Source organism: Streptomyces sp. JNUCC 64 (assembly GCF_054484115.1).
Genome location: NZ_CM137015.1, coordinates 5,424,719 through 5,439,520 on the forward strand (window position 1 = coordinate 5,424,719; position 14,802 = coordinate 5,439,520).

Sequence of the window (14,802 nt, forward strand, 5' to 3'; positions counted from 1 at the left end):
CGGCGGGCGACCGGGAACCGGAACGGCCCCCGGCCCGTTGCCGGGACGGGTGGCCCGGGAGTCGTCGGGTCGCGTATGTCAGGATTGGGCGCGGAACGGCGCACCGAGGGGGAGCGGATGTACGGCAGGGTGAGGGCGTCGGTCGCCGTCGCGGCGGCGGCGCTGCTGCTGACGGGGTGCTTCTCGTCCGGGAGCGGTTCCGAGGAGGGCACGTCCCGGCCGGTCGGCCAGCAGCCGAAGGGCAAGGACCCGTACTGGGTCAACCCCGAGGGCAAGGCCGCCGACCAACTCGCCGCCTACGAGCGGGAGGGCAAGGACGACGAGGCGGAGCTGATCCGGGAGATCGCGTCCCAGCCCACCGCCGACTGGATAGGCCCCGAGGACCCGGAGGCCGAGGTGCGGTCCATCACCCGGGCCGCCGAGAAGGCCGACCGGGACGCCCTGATCGTGCTCTACAACATCCCGCACCGCGACTGCGGCCAGTACTCCGGCGGCGGCGCGGCCGACGCCGACGCCTACCGCGCCTGGATCGACGGCGTGGTCCGGGGCATCGGAGACCGCCCCACCACGGTGGTGCTGGAACCCGACGCGGTCCTGCACCTGGTGGACGGCTGCACCCCCCAGGAGTTCCACGAGGAGCGCTACCACCTGCTGTGGGGCGCGGTCGAGAAGCTCAAGGCGTCCGGCACCACCAAGGTGTACGTGGACGCGGGCAACGCGGGCTGGGGCAAGCCCGACCAGATCTTCGAACCGCTGAAGCGGGCGGGCGTGCAGAACGCGGACGGCTTCGCGGTGAACGTCTCCAACTTCTACTCCACCGCCGACAGCGTCCGCTACGGCAAGGAGCTGTCCGCGAAGGTCGGCGGCAAGCCGTTCGTGATCGACACCAGCCGCAACGGCAACGGCCCCTACGCCGAAGGCGATCCGTCGGAGCGCTGGTGCAACCCGCCGGGCCGCGCGCTCGGCGAGGTGCCGACCGTCAGGACGGGGGACCCGCTGGTCCACGCCTTCCTGTGGATCAAGCGCCCCGGCGAGTCCGACGGCGAGTGCAAGGGCGGCCCCAAGGCGGGCGACTGGTGGCCCGACTACGCGCTGGGCCTCGCCCGCTCCGCCGCGAAGTGACGGCCGGGGCCGCCGTCCCGCCCACCTCGCCGCCGCGAAGTGACGGACGGGACACCCCGCCTCCGTCGCACTTCCCGCCCGGCCGCCCCTCCCTCCCCGGCTTTCACCCTCCCTCCCCTCCCCACCCCCAAGTGCCCCTCGGCGCACCTCGGTTCCCCCACTTCCCCGGAAGTCGTTGCCCCGGGAGGAGCGTCCGGTCCACAGTGATGCCCGTCGTCGTTTCCGGTGCCGTCCGGAGGGACGGCGTGGTGGGGACCGATCGACGCGCCGTGCGGACGGCGCCGCTGGAGGGGCGATGGGCGTCATGCCGGACACGGAAGCGACACGGCTGTACCGGGAGGAACTGACCGTCGATCCAAGGGACTTCGCCCTCGTCCGGCGCACCGTCACCGCGCGGATACGGTCCTGGGGCTGGCACGGCCTCAGCGGTCCGGTCGCCGGCTGCGTCACGGAACTGCTGACGAACGTCCGGCACCACGCGGGGTCCCCCCGGTGCGTGCTGACGATCCGGGCCACCGCCGCCGAGCTGCGGATCACCGTCAGCGACCGCAGCCCCGAGCTGCCCGTGGTCCGTCAGCCGGACTGGGACAGCGAGCGGGGGCGCGGTCTGTGGCTGCTGGTCGCCACCGTGGACGACTGGGGCGCCGTCCCCACCGCCGACGGCAAGGACGTGTGGGTGTCCTTCACCCGCCCGGACGGAGGCGACGGGTGAAGGAGGAGAGCCGGTGAACGGCTCGGTCCGTAAGAGAGGGCCTAGGGGGTGTCTGATAATTCCCCGTGGAGTGAGGAGCGGTGTCCGGTGCGTGCGATCGCAAGGCGCCGGAGAGTCCTCGTAGCGGAGCTACTAGGGCTTTTCGGCAACGCGGCTGGGGGTCCCCCCGGGCGAAGCCTGGGGGAGGGCGTGCCGGGCGCCGTGACGCCGCGGGGGAATTGTCAGACAGCCCCTAAGGCACCCGCACCCACTGGGCCTTGCTCGGAGTGCCCCGCTCGTCGGTGACGAACAGCATGTACCAGCCGGACGGGACGAGGTTGCGGTTCTTCGGGACCGTCACCGTGACCTCGCCCTCGCCCTTCTCCAGCTCCAGGGCGATCGACTTCTGGTCGATGTCCGTGACGTGGGTGGAGGCGCTCGGCCGCATCAGCCGGGCGGCCTTCAGCGAGGAGCTGTCCCGGGTGTCGAAGGTCGCCGACGCGCCCCGCTTCACGGTCTCGGGGCCGCCGCTGAGGGAGGGCCGCTCGTCGCGGAAGAGGTAGGGCGGGGTGTAGATCTCGACGCGCTGCTCGAAGGTGCCGGGCTTGGTGTTGGCCTTGTCGTCGTAGAGCGGGTCCGAGCCGAAGAACATCAGCCGTCCGTCGGGCAGCAGCACCGAACCGGAGTGGTAGTTGCGGCCGACCAGCGGGTCGGCGACCCGCTTCATGGTGTCGTCCTTGGCGTCGTAGAGCCGGGCCTGGAGGACGTCCGAGTCGCCGCGCCCCCGGTAGTCCGAGGAGCCGCCCGAGACCAGGACGGTGTCGTCGGGCAGGATCGACGCCTGCGGGTAGCGGGTGCCCTCCGACAGCTCGGGGCCGTCCTCGAAGCGGGGCTCGTCCGCCAGCAGGTCCACGATCCGGGTCTTCCGGCTGGCGTCCCGGGACTCCCCGACGCCACCGCCGCCGACCACCATGAACCGCTCGTCCTGCGCGGGCGGCAGCTGCACCGTCTGCGAGGTCTCCATCATGTCCGGGTCGCCCAGCCCGGGCACCTTGGTGAACTTGTTGGACTCCAGGTCCCACACCCCGGGGTCCCGGCCCTTGTCGGCGGGCCCGTAACCGGAGTTGGAGCCGGAGTAGAAGAGCTTGCCGTTCTGCATCAGCGAGACGGCCGGGTAGGTGGGGAACTGCCGTACGCCCTTGGTGTACGTCCAGTCCTTCTTCTCCGGGTCGTAGACCTCGTTCTTGCCGGGGACGAGCTGACCGATCTCGTCCAGCCCGGAGAGGCTGAGCACCTTGCCGTCGCTGAGGGTGGTGAGCGTCGGGTACCAGCGGGCCTCGTTCATCGGGTCGACCGGGACGTACTTCTCCGCCACCGGGTCGAACTCGAAGGCGTCCTTGATCCCCTGGAAGTCCTTCTTGTCCAGGGCGAGCTTCTCCGCCAGGCCGTAGGTGTTGCGGGCGTCGGCGCCCTTCAGCCCCTGGATCCGGTAGTTGTCCTGGGAGCCCGTCTCGTACTTGGCCCCGCTCTTGGCGGCCTCCACGTAGATCCGGCCCAGTCCGGGCTGGTTGCGCAGGTACCGTCCGGTCTCCTTGTCGAAGACCTTCTCGGCCCGCTCCACGACCACCGGGTCCTTGGAGATGAACGTCTTGCCGTTGTCCTTGCCCACGAAGCGGGTGCCCGCCGGGACGGTGATGGGCTTGTCCGGGTTCTCGTTGTGGACGACCATCAGCCCGCCCGCCTTGGTGACGTCGCCCTCCAGCGTCTCGTACCGCTTGGTGCCGCCCGCGATCAGCAGGTTGCCGTTGCCGAGCTGTGTGTGACCGGCGCAGAACAGGTCGGTCGGGGTGTCGATCTTCTTGATCTCGTTGGTCTCGGGGTCCCACAGCCGGGTGTCGAACCGCTGGTCGTCGAAGTTCTCCTGGTTGTTCCCGGAGCCCGCGACCATCAGCACCTTGCCGGTGTGCAGCAGCGCCGCGTGGACGGTGTTCTGGCGGTACTCCTCGGGGAACTCGACGATCTTCCAGTGCCCGTTGGCGGCCTTGTACTCCGGCTGGTTGATCTTGTACTCGTGGTACGTCTCGGTTCCGAACCGGTAGAGCGCCGGACCGTTCATGGCGGTCAGGGCGACCACCACCGCCGCGCCTATCGCGATGCGGCGGGCGCGGCGGCGGCTGGAACGGTCTTTCACGGCTTACCCCGATGTGACTGGTAGGTGGTGTGCGGGAGGTGGCGGAGGACGTGCGGAGGACGGCGGCCGGGGCGCGGTACGGGACGGCGCCCCGGGGAACGTGCGGCGCCGGTCAGTTGGCCGGTGGCAGGGGGAACCCGGAGCCGGGCCCCGGGCCGCCGCCCGGCAGGGGAGGCGGGGGCGCGTACGGGGTTCCGTGCGTGCCGGGCGCCCCGGGCGTCCCGTACGGGTCGTGGACCTCGTAGGCCCCGGACACCCCGTACTCACCGGACACCCCGTGCGTCCCGTACCCACCGGGCACCCCGTACCCGTCGGACACCCCGCGCGCGCCGTACCCGTCGGACGGGCCGTGCGCGCCGCGCGTCCGGTACACCTCGTCCGCCCCGTACGAGCCGGGCAGGATGTGGGTGTCGGAGAGCGGCTGGGTGACGGTCGGATCGGCGCGGGGCGCGTCCCGGACGTCCTCGGGGTCCCGGGGGCCGGGCACGGCCGGAGCGTCGTGGACGTCCCGGGCCTCCGGGGTCCACCGGGGCTCCTCCCGGGGGAGGGGGCGCGCGACCGGGATGCGCATCGTCTGGTCGTCACCCGCGGCCCAGGTGGGCCGCTGCTGGGGGACGTGCGGACCGGTGCCCGCCGCGTGCCGTCCGCGCGGGGCGCCCGCACCGGCCGGGGGCTCCCCGCCGGTCCGGCCGTCGTCCCGGCCCTCGCCGCCGTCCGCACCTGCGGGGGAGTCCGGGGCCCCGGCCGCCGGGGCGGCGGGACCGGCGGCGGCCTTCTTGCGGTCCTGGCGCATCGTCCACTGCCAGGCGAAGATCGGCGCGGCGGTGATCAGCAGGGCGAACGAGGCCCAGATGATCATGGCGGGATGGGCATGGCCCAGGAAGAACGAGGCGATCATCGAGGCGCCGAAGACCGCGATGAAGAACAGATGGATGCGGAAGGTCCCGAACAGGGTGTCGGGGCTGGCCGAGTCGCCCTTGGGCGTCACCACGAACTTGCTCTTGCGCCGCAGTACCGCGTCCATCAGCGACCGGGCGTAGATCGGCGCCGACAGCGCCGACATCACCATGCCCGCGACGCCGCCGGAACCCTCCGGCTCGTGCGGGGAGACGTTGTGGCGGCGGTTCCAGACGTAGAGGCCGATCTGGAGCGCGGAGGCGTTGCCGTAGAGCATCAGCCAGATCGTCGGGTCGATGTTCACGCCCGAGGCGCCGAGACCGAGGAACAGGGCGCAGCTGAGGGCCGCGAGGATCCAGTTCAGCGCGGACATCGGATAGAAGATGATCATCATCGTGTAGTTGAAGAGCTTGCCCGGGGGCAGCGAGGTGAAGCCCTTCCAGTACTGCGTGAGGATCGTCTCGTAGGTGCCGCGCGACCAGCGGAGCTGCTGGGTGAAGAAGTCGGTCCAGGCGTTGGGGCCCTCACCGACGGCGAGCACGTCCGGGGTGTAGACGGAACGCCACTTGTTGCCCGTGACCGGGTTCTTGTGGCGGTGGATCTCGAACCCGGTGGCCATGTCCTCGGTGATCGAGTCGTACAGCCCGCCGATCTGCTGGAGGGCCTTGATCCGCACCGCGTTGGAGGTGCCGACGAACATCGGCGCCCCGTACGCGTTCCCGGCGCGCTGGATCAGCGCGTGGAAGAGGAACTGCTGGGACTCGGCGGCCTTGGTGACGAAGCTGTCGTAGTTGCCGTACACCTGCGGGCCGATGACGAAGCCGACGTCCGGGTCCCGGAAGAAGCCGAGCATCCGCTCCAGGTAGTTGGGGAGCGGGATGTGGTCGGTGTCGACCGACGCGAAGTAGTCGTAGTCGTCGCCGTGCGCGTCGAGCCAGGCGTTGTAGTTGCCGTGCTTGGTCTTGGCGCGGTGCGGGCCCTTGACGGTGTTCCACTTGGCGACGCCCTTGCGGGAGAAGTGGCGCACCCCGAGCCGCTCGCAGACCGCCTTGACCGCGTCGTCGTCGCCCTCGTCGAGCAGCCAGACGTGCATCACGCCGCGGTGGCGGATCTTGACCGCCGCCTCCAGCGTCTTCGTCACCATCTCCAGCGGCTCCTTGCCGGGGACGAAGGAGGTGAGGAAGGCGACCCGGGTGCCGGTCTCGGGGACCACGGGTATGGGGTCCCGGGCGACGATCGTGGCGTGCGCGTTGGAGAGGACGTTCATGCAGCGGAAGAACTCGATCAGACCGATCGAGACCAGCATGACGACGTCCAGCGTGGGGAGGAAGTCGTAGGCGGGGTGGTCGCGCTCGGTCCAGTGCTCGGGCTGGAGCAGCCAGAACAGCAGGACCAGCGAGACCACCGGGGCGGCGCCCAGCATCAGCGCGGCGCGCACCCGGTGCGGCTCCTGGGAGAGCAGGGAGCGGTAGCGCACCTTGTACGGCTGGTGGGGATCGGGTTGGGTGAGGGGACCCGCGAGCCTGCTGTAGTGCTCGTAGTCGTAGCGCGGCAGGGACTTCTTGATGCGGCGCAGCCCGCCGGTGCGGGCCACGCGCAGCTGTGTCGTCTCGGACGGGTCGAAGTCCTGCCCCGCGCCTGACGGCGGCGACGTCATGAGTCATCCCCCCAAACACGCGCCCCGGGCGCGTGTTGCCTCGTTCTCCTCCGCCCGGTCCGGTTCCCCTACCGGTGCCGGGCGCGCCAGTGGCGGCCGCTCTCACCTTAGACAGTGACGAGGGCCTTCCGGTTGCATGATGCCCCCCTTGGTCCGCCCGGGTACACCGGGGTCCCCCCACCCCGCCCGGCTCCGGGGCGCCGGGTGGTCGCGCGCTCACCAGGAGTGGTTGCGGGGCCCGGGGCGGACGGGGCGCGGGGACGGCCGAGGGGCGGGGTGCGCGGGGGTCGGGTCAGCCGTTGGCGAGGGAGGCGTTGAGACGGTCACGGATGTGCCCGAAGTGGTCCTGTACGGCCTGTTCCGCGCGCAGGACGTCACCGGAGCGGACGGCGTCGAGGATCTCCCGGTGCTGGCGACAGGTGGTCCGGGCGTCGCGGGGGACCTTGACCAGATCGGTGCGGACCCGGTGGAAGGCTTCCCAGAAGGCTTCGAGCACCTCTCCGAGCAGCGGATTCCCGAGTCCCCGGTACAGCGTGGCGTGGAAGGCGCGGTCGGTCTCGAAGAGGGACTCCCCGGCCTCGGCGAGGACCTCCATCCGGGCGGTCAGCTCCTCCAGCTCGGCGAGGTCCCCGGCGGGCAGCCGCCCGGCGAGCCGGGAGACCAGACCGGTCTCCAGGGCCGCGCGCAGCTCCAGCAGCTGGAGCAGGCTCTCCTCGCCCCGGTAGTGCCCGGCGACGGTGCGGAAGACGAGCCCTTCCATCATCGGGGCCATCGACATCGGTCCGACATAGGTGCCGAAACCATGCCGGATCTCCACGATTCCCATGGCCTGGAGACCCTTGAGCGCCTCGCGCAGTGAGTTGCGGCTGACGCCGAGTAACTCCATCAGCTCGGGCTCGGGCGGCAGCACCGCGCCGGAGCGCAGCCGTCGGTCGATGATGAACCTCTTGATCCGCTCCGGTATGTCGCGCGCCATGGGGCTCACCGTAGCGGCCGGGCGCCGGGTGCCCGGAACGGCACGAAGCCCTCCGGCCATGCCGGAGGGCTTCGTGGTGTCTGTGCGCCGCCAGGGACTCGAACCCCGGACCCGCTGATTAAGAGTCAGCTGCTCTAACCAACTGAGCTAGCGGCGCCTGCTGACCTGGAGAACTCTACCCGATGCCCGGCGGTGGTCCGGACCACCGTTCGGGGCGGCCCGGTCCGGCGGCCCCACGGGCCCTCCGGCGGCCTCCGGGGGTGGTGTCCGGCCTGGTGGGTGGCGTGGATCACGCCCGGCGGGGGCGACCCCGGGGCGGGGGAGCCCCGGGGTCGTGATCGCCGGGGCCGCGCCGTCCGGACGGGGGGCGTCCGGTTCCCGGGGGGCGGGTGGCGGGCCCGGCTCCGGACGGGGGGTGTCCGGTGTCGGGGTGGCGCGGCGCGGGCGCGTCCCTGGTTCCGGGGGGCGGGCCGGAGCCCGTCGGGGACCCGGGGGGAAGTCCAGGAATGATCGGTGCGTACGCCGCTTCCGTTATCACTTGATCACACTTGCCCCTTCTGGATCAACCCTGCCCGCAAGTGACCTTTGACCCTTGTGTTGTGGCTTGCCCACGGGTCGAGCTAAGCGGAATCTGACGTACCCTCATGGTGTTGAAATATTGTATGTCTGACGGCGCATCATTTGGCGGTCAACATGCGATATGTCCGGACAGTTGAGAAGCTGACGCCCTGTGCGGATGCGCGCGGAGGTCAATCCGGTGTGTGAGGGGAATCGAATGGACGCTCCCGTCTTCGAAGAGGTGGCGCCCGCGAGCGACTGCCACTGTCCGGGCTGCGCCGACCGGCGGCGGGCCGCGGCGCGCGGAGTGCCGGTCCGGCTCGGCGGCGACCCGGCGGCGCACGGGGCGCGGCGTCAGGCGCTGGTCCTCGCGGCGGCGGCGGGAACGGTCCTCAGCGGTTCGCAGCTGACCGCGGTGGCGGCCGAGTACCGCCCGCTGGACCGGGGGACCGGCCCGGCCGGGGAGGCCACCGCGTTCCTCGGCGGCGCCGGAGCGGCCGCGCTGGCCCCCGCCCCGCCGGAGGACCCCGCCGTCCCGTACATCCCGCGCGTCACGGCGGCCTCCCCGACGGTTCCGACGGCCCCGGCCCCCGCCCCGGGGGTCCCCGCCCCCGGCGCGACGGACGCGGACGGCGGGCACGGCACGGACGGCACCGGTGACGGGGTCGACCCGGGCGACCCGAACGGCGTGCCGGACGGGCCGGCCGCCCCGAACGGCGTCGACGCCCCGGACGGCGTCGGTGGGGTGGACGCCCCCGACGCGGCGGCCGACGTGGAGGGGGCGGTGGGCGGCCCGGCTCCGCAGGGTGCCGTCAGCCCGCTCTTCGGCCCCCTGGCCACCACCCCGGAACCGTCCGCCACGCCCGTCGCGACGGGCTACCCCGCCGTCACCCGGGCCGAGATCATCAGACGGGCCAAGACCTGGGTCGACGCCCGGGTCCCGTACAGCATGACCAAGTACTGGCCCGACGGTTACCGCCAGGACTGCTCGGGGTTCGTCTCGATGGTCTGGGGCCTCAAGAGCAACGAGTGGACGGGCAGTCTGGCGCGGTTCGCCGACCGGATCACCAAGGACCAGCTGAAGCCCGGCGACATGCTGCTGTTCCACGACCCGGCCAACCCCAACCGGGGATCACACGTCACGATCTTCGGCGGCTGGACCGATTACACGCGTCAGCACTACATCGCCTACGAACAGACCCCGCCGAGGACCGTCAAGCGGTCCACCCCCTACCCCTACTGGAACAACAAGGACCGCTACGTCCCCTACCGCTACCGGGGGGTGAAGCCGGACGGCGGCGGGGCGTCGGGTCCGACGGCCACCACCCCGCCGGGCGGGACGGCGTTCCCCGGCGCGGCCAGCTTCGGCCCCGGCGCCCGCAACCGCCATGTCACCGAGCTGGGCCGGATGCTGGTGGAGCGCGGCGGCGCCCGCTTCTACCGCAGCGGTCCGGGTCCGGACTGGGGCGACGCGGACCGCGGGGCCACCCGGGCGTTCCAGCGCGCCCAGGGCTGGACCGGCCCGGCCGCGGACGGCATCCCCGGCCCCGCCACCTGGGACTATCTGAAGCGCGGCAAGGGCCGGGACATCCCCCGGGCCGCTGGGACCGCTCCCACGGGCGGTGGCGGCGGCTCCCGTCCGGGCGCCTCGGCGCGGCCCGGCACGGACGACCGGGCGTTCCCCGGCCGGGGGCACTTCCGCCCCGGGCAGAGCAACGCGCACGTCACCCGGCTGGGGAAGCAGCTCCAGCGGAAGGGGTTCGGCGCGCACTACTCGCGGGGTCCGGGACCGCGCTGGGGCGAGAGCGACCGGCGCAACGTCGAGGCGTTCCAGCGCGCCCAGGGCTGGCGCGGCCGGGACGCCGACGGCTACCCCGGGCCGGAGACCTGGCGGCGGCTCTTCTCATGACGGAGGCACGGATGAGTCCAGCGACCCCCCAGCCCCCCGCGCCCGCCCCGGCCTCCGGGCCGACGGCGCCCGCACCGTCCTCCCGGTCGGCGGCGCCCGCTCCGGCCTCCCAGCCGCCCGCGTCGCCGGAGCCGGTCCGGGCGGCAGGGGCAGGTACGTCACGCCCCGCGCGTCCCTCGCGCCCGGTCCGCCCGGAGGAGGCGGGACCCCGTCCGGCGCGGCTGATCCACAACGAGTCGACCACCGAGATCCCCGTCCATCTGCTGTTCCGCGAGGACGTCACCGGAACGCCCGTCCCGGCGGCCCCCGCCGTGGTGGGCCGCCGCCGGGGCACCGGCGAGCAGCCCCGCACCCCGGCGGGCGCCGCCCCGGCCGACCGCGACCGCGAGCGGCCCGGCGCGGACCGGGACGGCGGACGTGCCGACGGTCCCGCGGACCGCGCCCCCGCCGCCCGCGCCGGGCGGCCGACCGGGTCCCGTGGCCGGGCGGCCCGGGCGGAGGACGCCTGGGGGGACGGCGGACGGCCGGTACCGGCACCCGATCCCACGCTGGTGGACCGGCCGGGCCGGGCGCTGCCCGGTGTGCTCGGCGTGCTCGGCGGAGCCGTCGGGGCGGTCGGGCTCGTCCTCGGGCTGTGGTGGGCGGGCGCGCTGCCGTCCGGGGCGGTCGACCTGTTCGGGCTGCCCGGCTACGGGACCGGGGCCGGTCCGCTGGGCCGGGCGCTGGACGCCGTCTCCTCCCGTTCCGGCACCGACGCCGCCGGGGCCCCCGCCGTGCTGGGCCCCGGGCACTGGGCGCTGATCGCGCTGCCCGGGGCGCTCGCGCTGTTCGGCTTCGGCGGGCTGGCGCGCGGCCGGGTCGGCCAGGCGTGGGTGCTCACCCTCTTCGGGCGGTACCGGGGGTCGGTCCGGCGCACCGGGCTGGTGTGGGTGAACCCGCTGCTGCTGCGCCGCCGGGTGGACGTCCGGCTGCGGCACTGGCGCAGCGAGCCGATGCCGGTGGTGGACGCCCACGGGGTGGCGCTGCGGGTGGTGGTGCTGGTGGTGTGGCGCATCCGGGACACCGCGCGGGCCGCGCTGGCCGTGGAGGACCACCGGGAGTACCTGCGGGAGTGCGTCGAGGCGGCGATGGCCCGGGTGCTGTCCCAGCTGCCGGCCGACGCCTTCCACGAGGACGCGCCGACGCTGCGCGACGCGGAGGCGGTGGGGGACGCCCTGACCCGGCGGATCGCGGCGGACGCCCTGCCGGTGGGCATCGAGGTGTTCTCGGCGCAGCCCACCCGGATCGAGTACGCCCCGGAGGTCGCCGCGGCGATGCAGCGGCGGCGGATCGCGGCGCTCGACGCGCAGCACCGGGACTCGGTGCTGACCTCGGTGGTGGACTCCGTCGAGGACACGGTCACCCGGCTCACCGTGCGGGGGCTGGTCGAGCTGGACGACTACGAGCGCAAGGCGCTGGTGAAGGACCTGACGGTGGCCTTCTACACCGGCCGGGGCGCGGTCGACCCCCAGTAGCGGCGGGGCCGTGGGGGGTTCCGGGGCGTTCCGGGACTCTCCCACGGCCGTGACCACGGGTGACCGGATTGACGCCATCCTTGGTATGGACATGTTCAACTAACGCTCATAACCTGGGACTTGGTCTAGACCGCAAAACCACAGCAACAGTGCGTACGCCTCACGGAACCCCCACGTTCTTCAGGAGCGGCAGCATGCGAAAAAAGATCTACGCGGCCATGCTCGGCCTCGCCACCGTCGGCGCGATGTCCTTCGCCACCGGTAGTGCGAGCAGCCATGGATACACCGACCAGCCGCTGAGCCGTCAGAAGGCCTGCGGCAACGGCGGCATCGTCAAGGGCTGCGGCTCGATCCAGTACGAGCCGCAGAGCGTCGAGGGGCTCAAGGGCTTCCCCGCGCGCGGACCGCAGGACGGGAAGATCTGCTCCGCGGGCATCGGCGGCTTCAGCGCCCTCGACCACCCCAAGCAGCCCAACGGCAACGCCTGGCCCACCACCAAGCTGACCGGCGGCCAGAGCTACAACTTCCGCTGGCAGTTCACCGCCGCGCACGCCACGACCGACTTCAAGTACTACATCACCAAGGACGGCTGGAACGAGAACGCCCCGCTGACCCGGGCGGCCCTCGAATCCACCCCGTTCCTGACGGTGCCGTACAACGGTCAGCGTCCGCCGTGGACCCTCTCCCACTCGGGTCAGGTGCCCTCCGGCAAGTCCGGCCACCACGTGATCCTCGCGGTGTGGACGGTGAACGACACCCCGAACGCGTTCTACGCCTGCTCGGACGTCACGTTCTGACGCTCTGACACCGGTACGTGATCCGTACCTTCCCCGGGTCCCCCCGTGACCCCCCACGCCTAGGCTGGTCCCGTACGTCACCCGTGGCCGCGTGACGTACACGAGAAACCAGCACGGGGGGACCCTCATGGAACTGTTCTTCTACATCATTCCGTTCTTCATCGCGGGCGTGGCCGTCTTCATCGCGGCGACGGTCGTCCAGCGGGCCCGCGCCCGCAGCCGGGCCTGGGACGGGCTGGTCGCCGAGGCGAGATGCCTGCGCGTCCACACGAGCGTCCGCGGGGGCGAGCGGACGAGCACCCTCCACCACTACCTCCTGGAGTTCACCACCGCCGACGGCCGCACCGTGCGGTTCGAGGAGGTCGGAGCCTCCCGGCTGATCGTCGAGGGCGACATCGTCCCCGTCCACTACGACCCCGAGGACCCGGAGAAGGCCACGGCCGACCGGCCGTCCCCCGTCGCCAACACCCTCGGCGCGGTGGCGCTGCTGGCGTTCTGCGGGCTGATCGTCGCGTTCGGCGGGGTGTTCATCTGGGTCGCCAGCTCCGTGGCGGGCTGACGGGACGGCCGTCGGTCCCGTCCGGTCACCGGCAGACGAGGATTCCGCCCAGACACGTGACACGGAACCGGCCCTCCCGCCGGATGGCGGCGGTGACCAGTTCGCGGGCCCGGTCGACGGTCTCACCGAACGGCACGCCCACCTGCCCGGCCCAGGCCGCGTACGAGCCCAGATGTGCCACGACCGGCTCCGCGTCGGTGACCTCGATCACCCCGGGCAGTTCCCGGACCCGGACGTCGTCGAAGGCCGCGCCGAGGATCCGGGGGGCGTCTTCCAGGGTGAAGCGTGCGCTGAGCGAGACCCGGGCGGGGCCGTCCGGAACGCCGAGCACGTCTCCCGCCGCCCGCCGCCACAGCGCGTCCAGCTCCGGTTTGTCGTGGCCGCTGTTGGTCGAGGCGATCAGGACGCCGCCCGGCTCCAGGACCCGGGCCAGCTCGGTGACCGTGCCGCGCACGTCCCGCGCGTGGTAAAGCATGTGCATCGCCAGGACGCCCCGGACGGCGTCGTCGGGGAACGGGAGCGCCGCGGCGTCAGCGACGACCACCGGCCCCGGTATTCCGGCCAGGATGCCCGGGGCGAGATCGAGCCCCACCACCGGTGCCCCGGGCCGCTCCCGGCGCAGTCGCTCGACGTACCGTCCGTTGCCGCATCCCACGTCCAGCACCGGGCCGTCGACGCCCGTCAGTTCCCGGACGACGATGCCCGGCAGGTCGTGGCGCGGCCGCTGCCATCGGTAGAGGGACTGCCGTGCGGCCAGATGCCGCTGATCGCCGTAGGCGGCGCGGGTCAGCACCCCGTGATCGGTCACGTCGGGATTCCATGGTTCCGCTGAGGTCACTGAACGCTCTCCGGGTGGTCCGTGGGGAGGGAACGGCGAGCCGCCGCTTCGACGCTGTCGCGAAGGCTGCGGGCAGCCGTCGAGCCTGTGTGGGCGGGTCCGTCCAGGAGGGCGCCGAAAGCGCGCAGCCGGCGGGAGATGCTCGCCGTGCGCCGTTCCGGCCGGGCGTCCAGCACCACGGCCAGTTCGTCACCCGCCGCGTCGAGGTCACCATGGGCGAGGTGAGCGGTGGCGAGGTCGAGGCGGGCCGCGAGCAAGTCGCCCGACGAACGGTCCTCTTCCGGAGCGGTGCGGTAGGCGACGATCGCCCGCGTCGACGCCTCCACCGCGTCTCGCGTCCGGCGTCGGCCGCCGACCGTCAGCAAGGTGGTTCCGGCGTAGGTCCACTGCTTGGCCTCGGGGAAGGCGAAGACCCCGGGTAGCTCGGGCGGATCGGTGTGCCCCTGCCGTGCGTCCTTGGCCGCCTCGATCGCCCACAGGGCTTCCGGCCGGTGGCCACGGGCGGCGTCGGCCCGCGCGGACAGGCTCAGCAGCCGGGCTCTGACCGTACCGGCCCGCGCGTGCTGGAGGCCGGACCACGCGAAGTCGGCGGCCCGATCGTGGTCCTGCTGCCAGTAGGCCAGCAGGGACTGGACGGAACGCACCCAGGACCGCAACGCGTTGTCGTCGGCGGACTCGGCGCATTGCCAAGCCGTACGGGTGTGCGTGGTGGCGACGGCGAACTGACCCAGATCGAGAGCGACATGTGCTGCCAGTCCACACAGCCGCCCGGCGGCCAGGTAAAGACGACGCGTCTCGCCGGGCCGCTGACGCCCTTGGAGGAGCGTGAACACCGTGTGGCGCAACGTCGAGATCTCCGGGAAGAGCGTGGTGACCGGCTGGCTGACGAGACGCCTGGCCAGCCGCGCGATGTCAGCGTCGATCTGTTCCAGAGCGAGGGGGTCCACATTGGTCAGGCTGGCGAAGCGTATGAACGACGCGGAGTCGGCGGCGTCCGTCCGCACGGCCTCGAACAGCCCCGCGCCCACCGGAGCGGGTGCCGTGGATCTTGACGGTGCGTCAGCGAGTTCCGGGTGTTCCGCGTGGGCTGAGT

General features: G+C 72.6%; 9 protein-coding genes, 1 tRNA gene and 2 pseudogenes. 6 read left to right on the top strand and 6 right to left on the bottom strand.

Translation table 11 applies throughout. The features are described from left to right. Positions 1-117: 117 nt before the first annotated feature. Positions 118-1,122: a glycoside hydrolase family 6 protein gene (locus ACVWNX_RS22565; protein WP_454414886.1), complete on the top strand. Its 1,005-nt coding sequence runs from the start codon at positions 118-120 to the stop codon at positions 1,120-1,122. Positions 1,123-1,426: 304 nt separating this feature from the next. Beyond that, positions 1,427-1,834 (top strand): ATP-binding protein, encoded by a 408-nt coding sequence (locus ACVWNX_RS22570; RefSeq protein WP_454409427.1) that lies wholly within the window; start codon positions 1,427-1,429, stop codon positions 1,832-1,834. Between the two features lie 232 nt (positions 1,835-2,066). On the opposite strand, the gene glxA is transcribed toward ACVWNX_RS22570, so the two are convergent. From glxA to ACVWNX_RS22590, 4 genes and pseudogenes are all read right to left on the bottom strand, one after another. After that, the gene (gene glxA / locus ACVWNX_RS22575) at positions 2,067-4,004 is read right to left on the bottom strand and encodes a radical copper oxidase GlxA (RefSeq protein WP_454409429.1); all 1,938 of its coding nucleotides are present in this window, start codon (positions 4,002-4,004) and stop codon (positions 2,067-2,069) included. A gap of 562 nt (positions 4,005-4,566) precedes the next feature. Then, a pseudogene (locus ACVWNX_RS22580) lies at positions 4,567-6,558 on the bottom strand (glycosyltransferase family 2 protein); the annotation flags it as partial. A gap of 292 nt (positions 6,559-6,850) precedes the next feature. Further along, entirely contained in the window at positions 6,851-7,534 is a 684-nt protein-coding gene (locus ACVWNX_RS22585; protein WP_454409431.1) for a FadR/GntR family transcriptional regulator, read from the bottom strand. Between the two features lie 83 nt (positions 7,535-7,617). Further along, positions 7,618-7,691, bottom strand: a tRNA-Lys gene (locus ACVWNX_RS22590). Between the two features lie 618 nt (positions 7,692-8,309). Here ACVWNX_RS22590 and ACVWNX_RS22595 point away from each other — a divergent pair. The 4 genes and pseudogenes from ACVWNX_RS22595 to ACVWNX_RS22610 all read left to right on the top strand — a co-directional run bounded on the left by ACVWNX_RS22595 (position 8,310) and on the right by ACVWNX_RS22610 (position 12,871). Continuing rightward, complete coding sequence (locus tag ACVWNX_RS22595; protein WP_454409433.1) at positions 8,310-10,001, top strand: peptidoglycan-binding protein; 1,692 nt, start codon at positions 8,310-8,312, stop codon at positions 9,999-10,001. A 386-nt stretch (positions 10,002-10,387) separates the two neighbouring features. Next, positions 10,388-11,515: pseudogene (locus ACVWNX_RS22600) on the top strand (SPFH domain-containing protein); the annotation flags it as partial. Positions 11,516-11,709: 194 nt separating this feature from the next. Beyond that, on the top strand, positions 11,710-12,312 hold the full coding sequence (locus ACVWNX_RS22605) for a lytic polysaccharide monooxygenase auxiliary activity family 9 protein (RefSeq protein ID WP_454409434.1): 603 nt from the start codon (positions 11,710-11,712) through the stop codon (positions 12,310-12,312). 91 nt (positions 12,313-12,403) lie between these two features. Continuing rightward, on the top strand, positions 12,404-12,871 hold the full coding sequence (locus ACVWNX_RS22610) for a DUF3592 domain-containing protein (protein ID WP_454409436.1): 468 nt from the start codon (positions 12,404-12,406) through the stop codon (positions 12,869-12,871). A 25-nt stretch (positions 12,872-12,896) separates the two neighbouring features. On the opposite strand, the gene ACVWNX_RS22615 is transcribed toward ACVWNX_RS22610, so the two are convergent. Both ACVWNX_RS22615 and ACVWNX_RS22620 read right to left on the bottom strand, forming a co-directional pair. Then, on the bottom strand, positions 12,897-13,709 hold the full coding sequence (locus ACVWNX_RS22615; protein ID WP_454409437.1) for a class I SAM-dependent methyltransferase: 813 nt from the start codon (positions 13,707-13,709) through the stop codon (positions 12,897-12,899). Then, a complete protein-coding gene (locus tag ACVWNX_RS22620; protein WP_454415049.1) occupies positions 13,706-14,656 on the bottom strand; it encodes an XRE family transcriptional regulator in 951 nt (316 codons plus the stop codon). The genes ACVWNX_RS22615 and ACVWNX_RS22620 overlap by 4 nt, the downstream gene beginning before the upstream one ends. Positions 14,657-14,802: the final 146 nt, after the last annotated feature.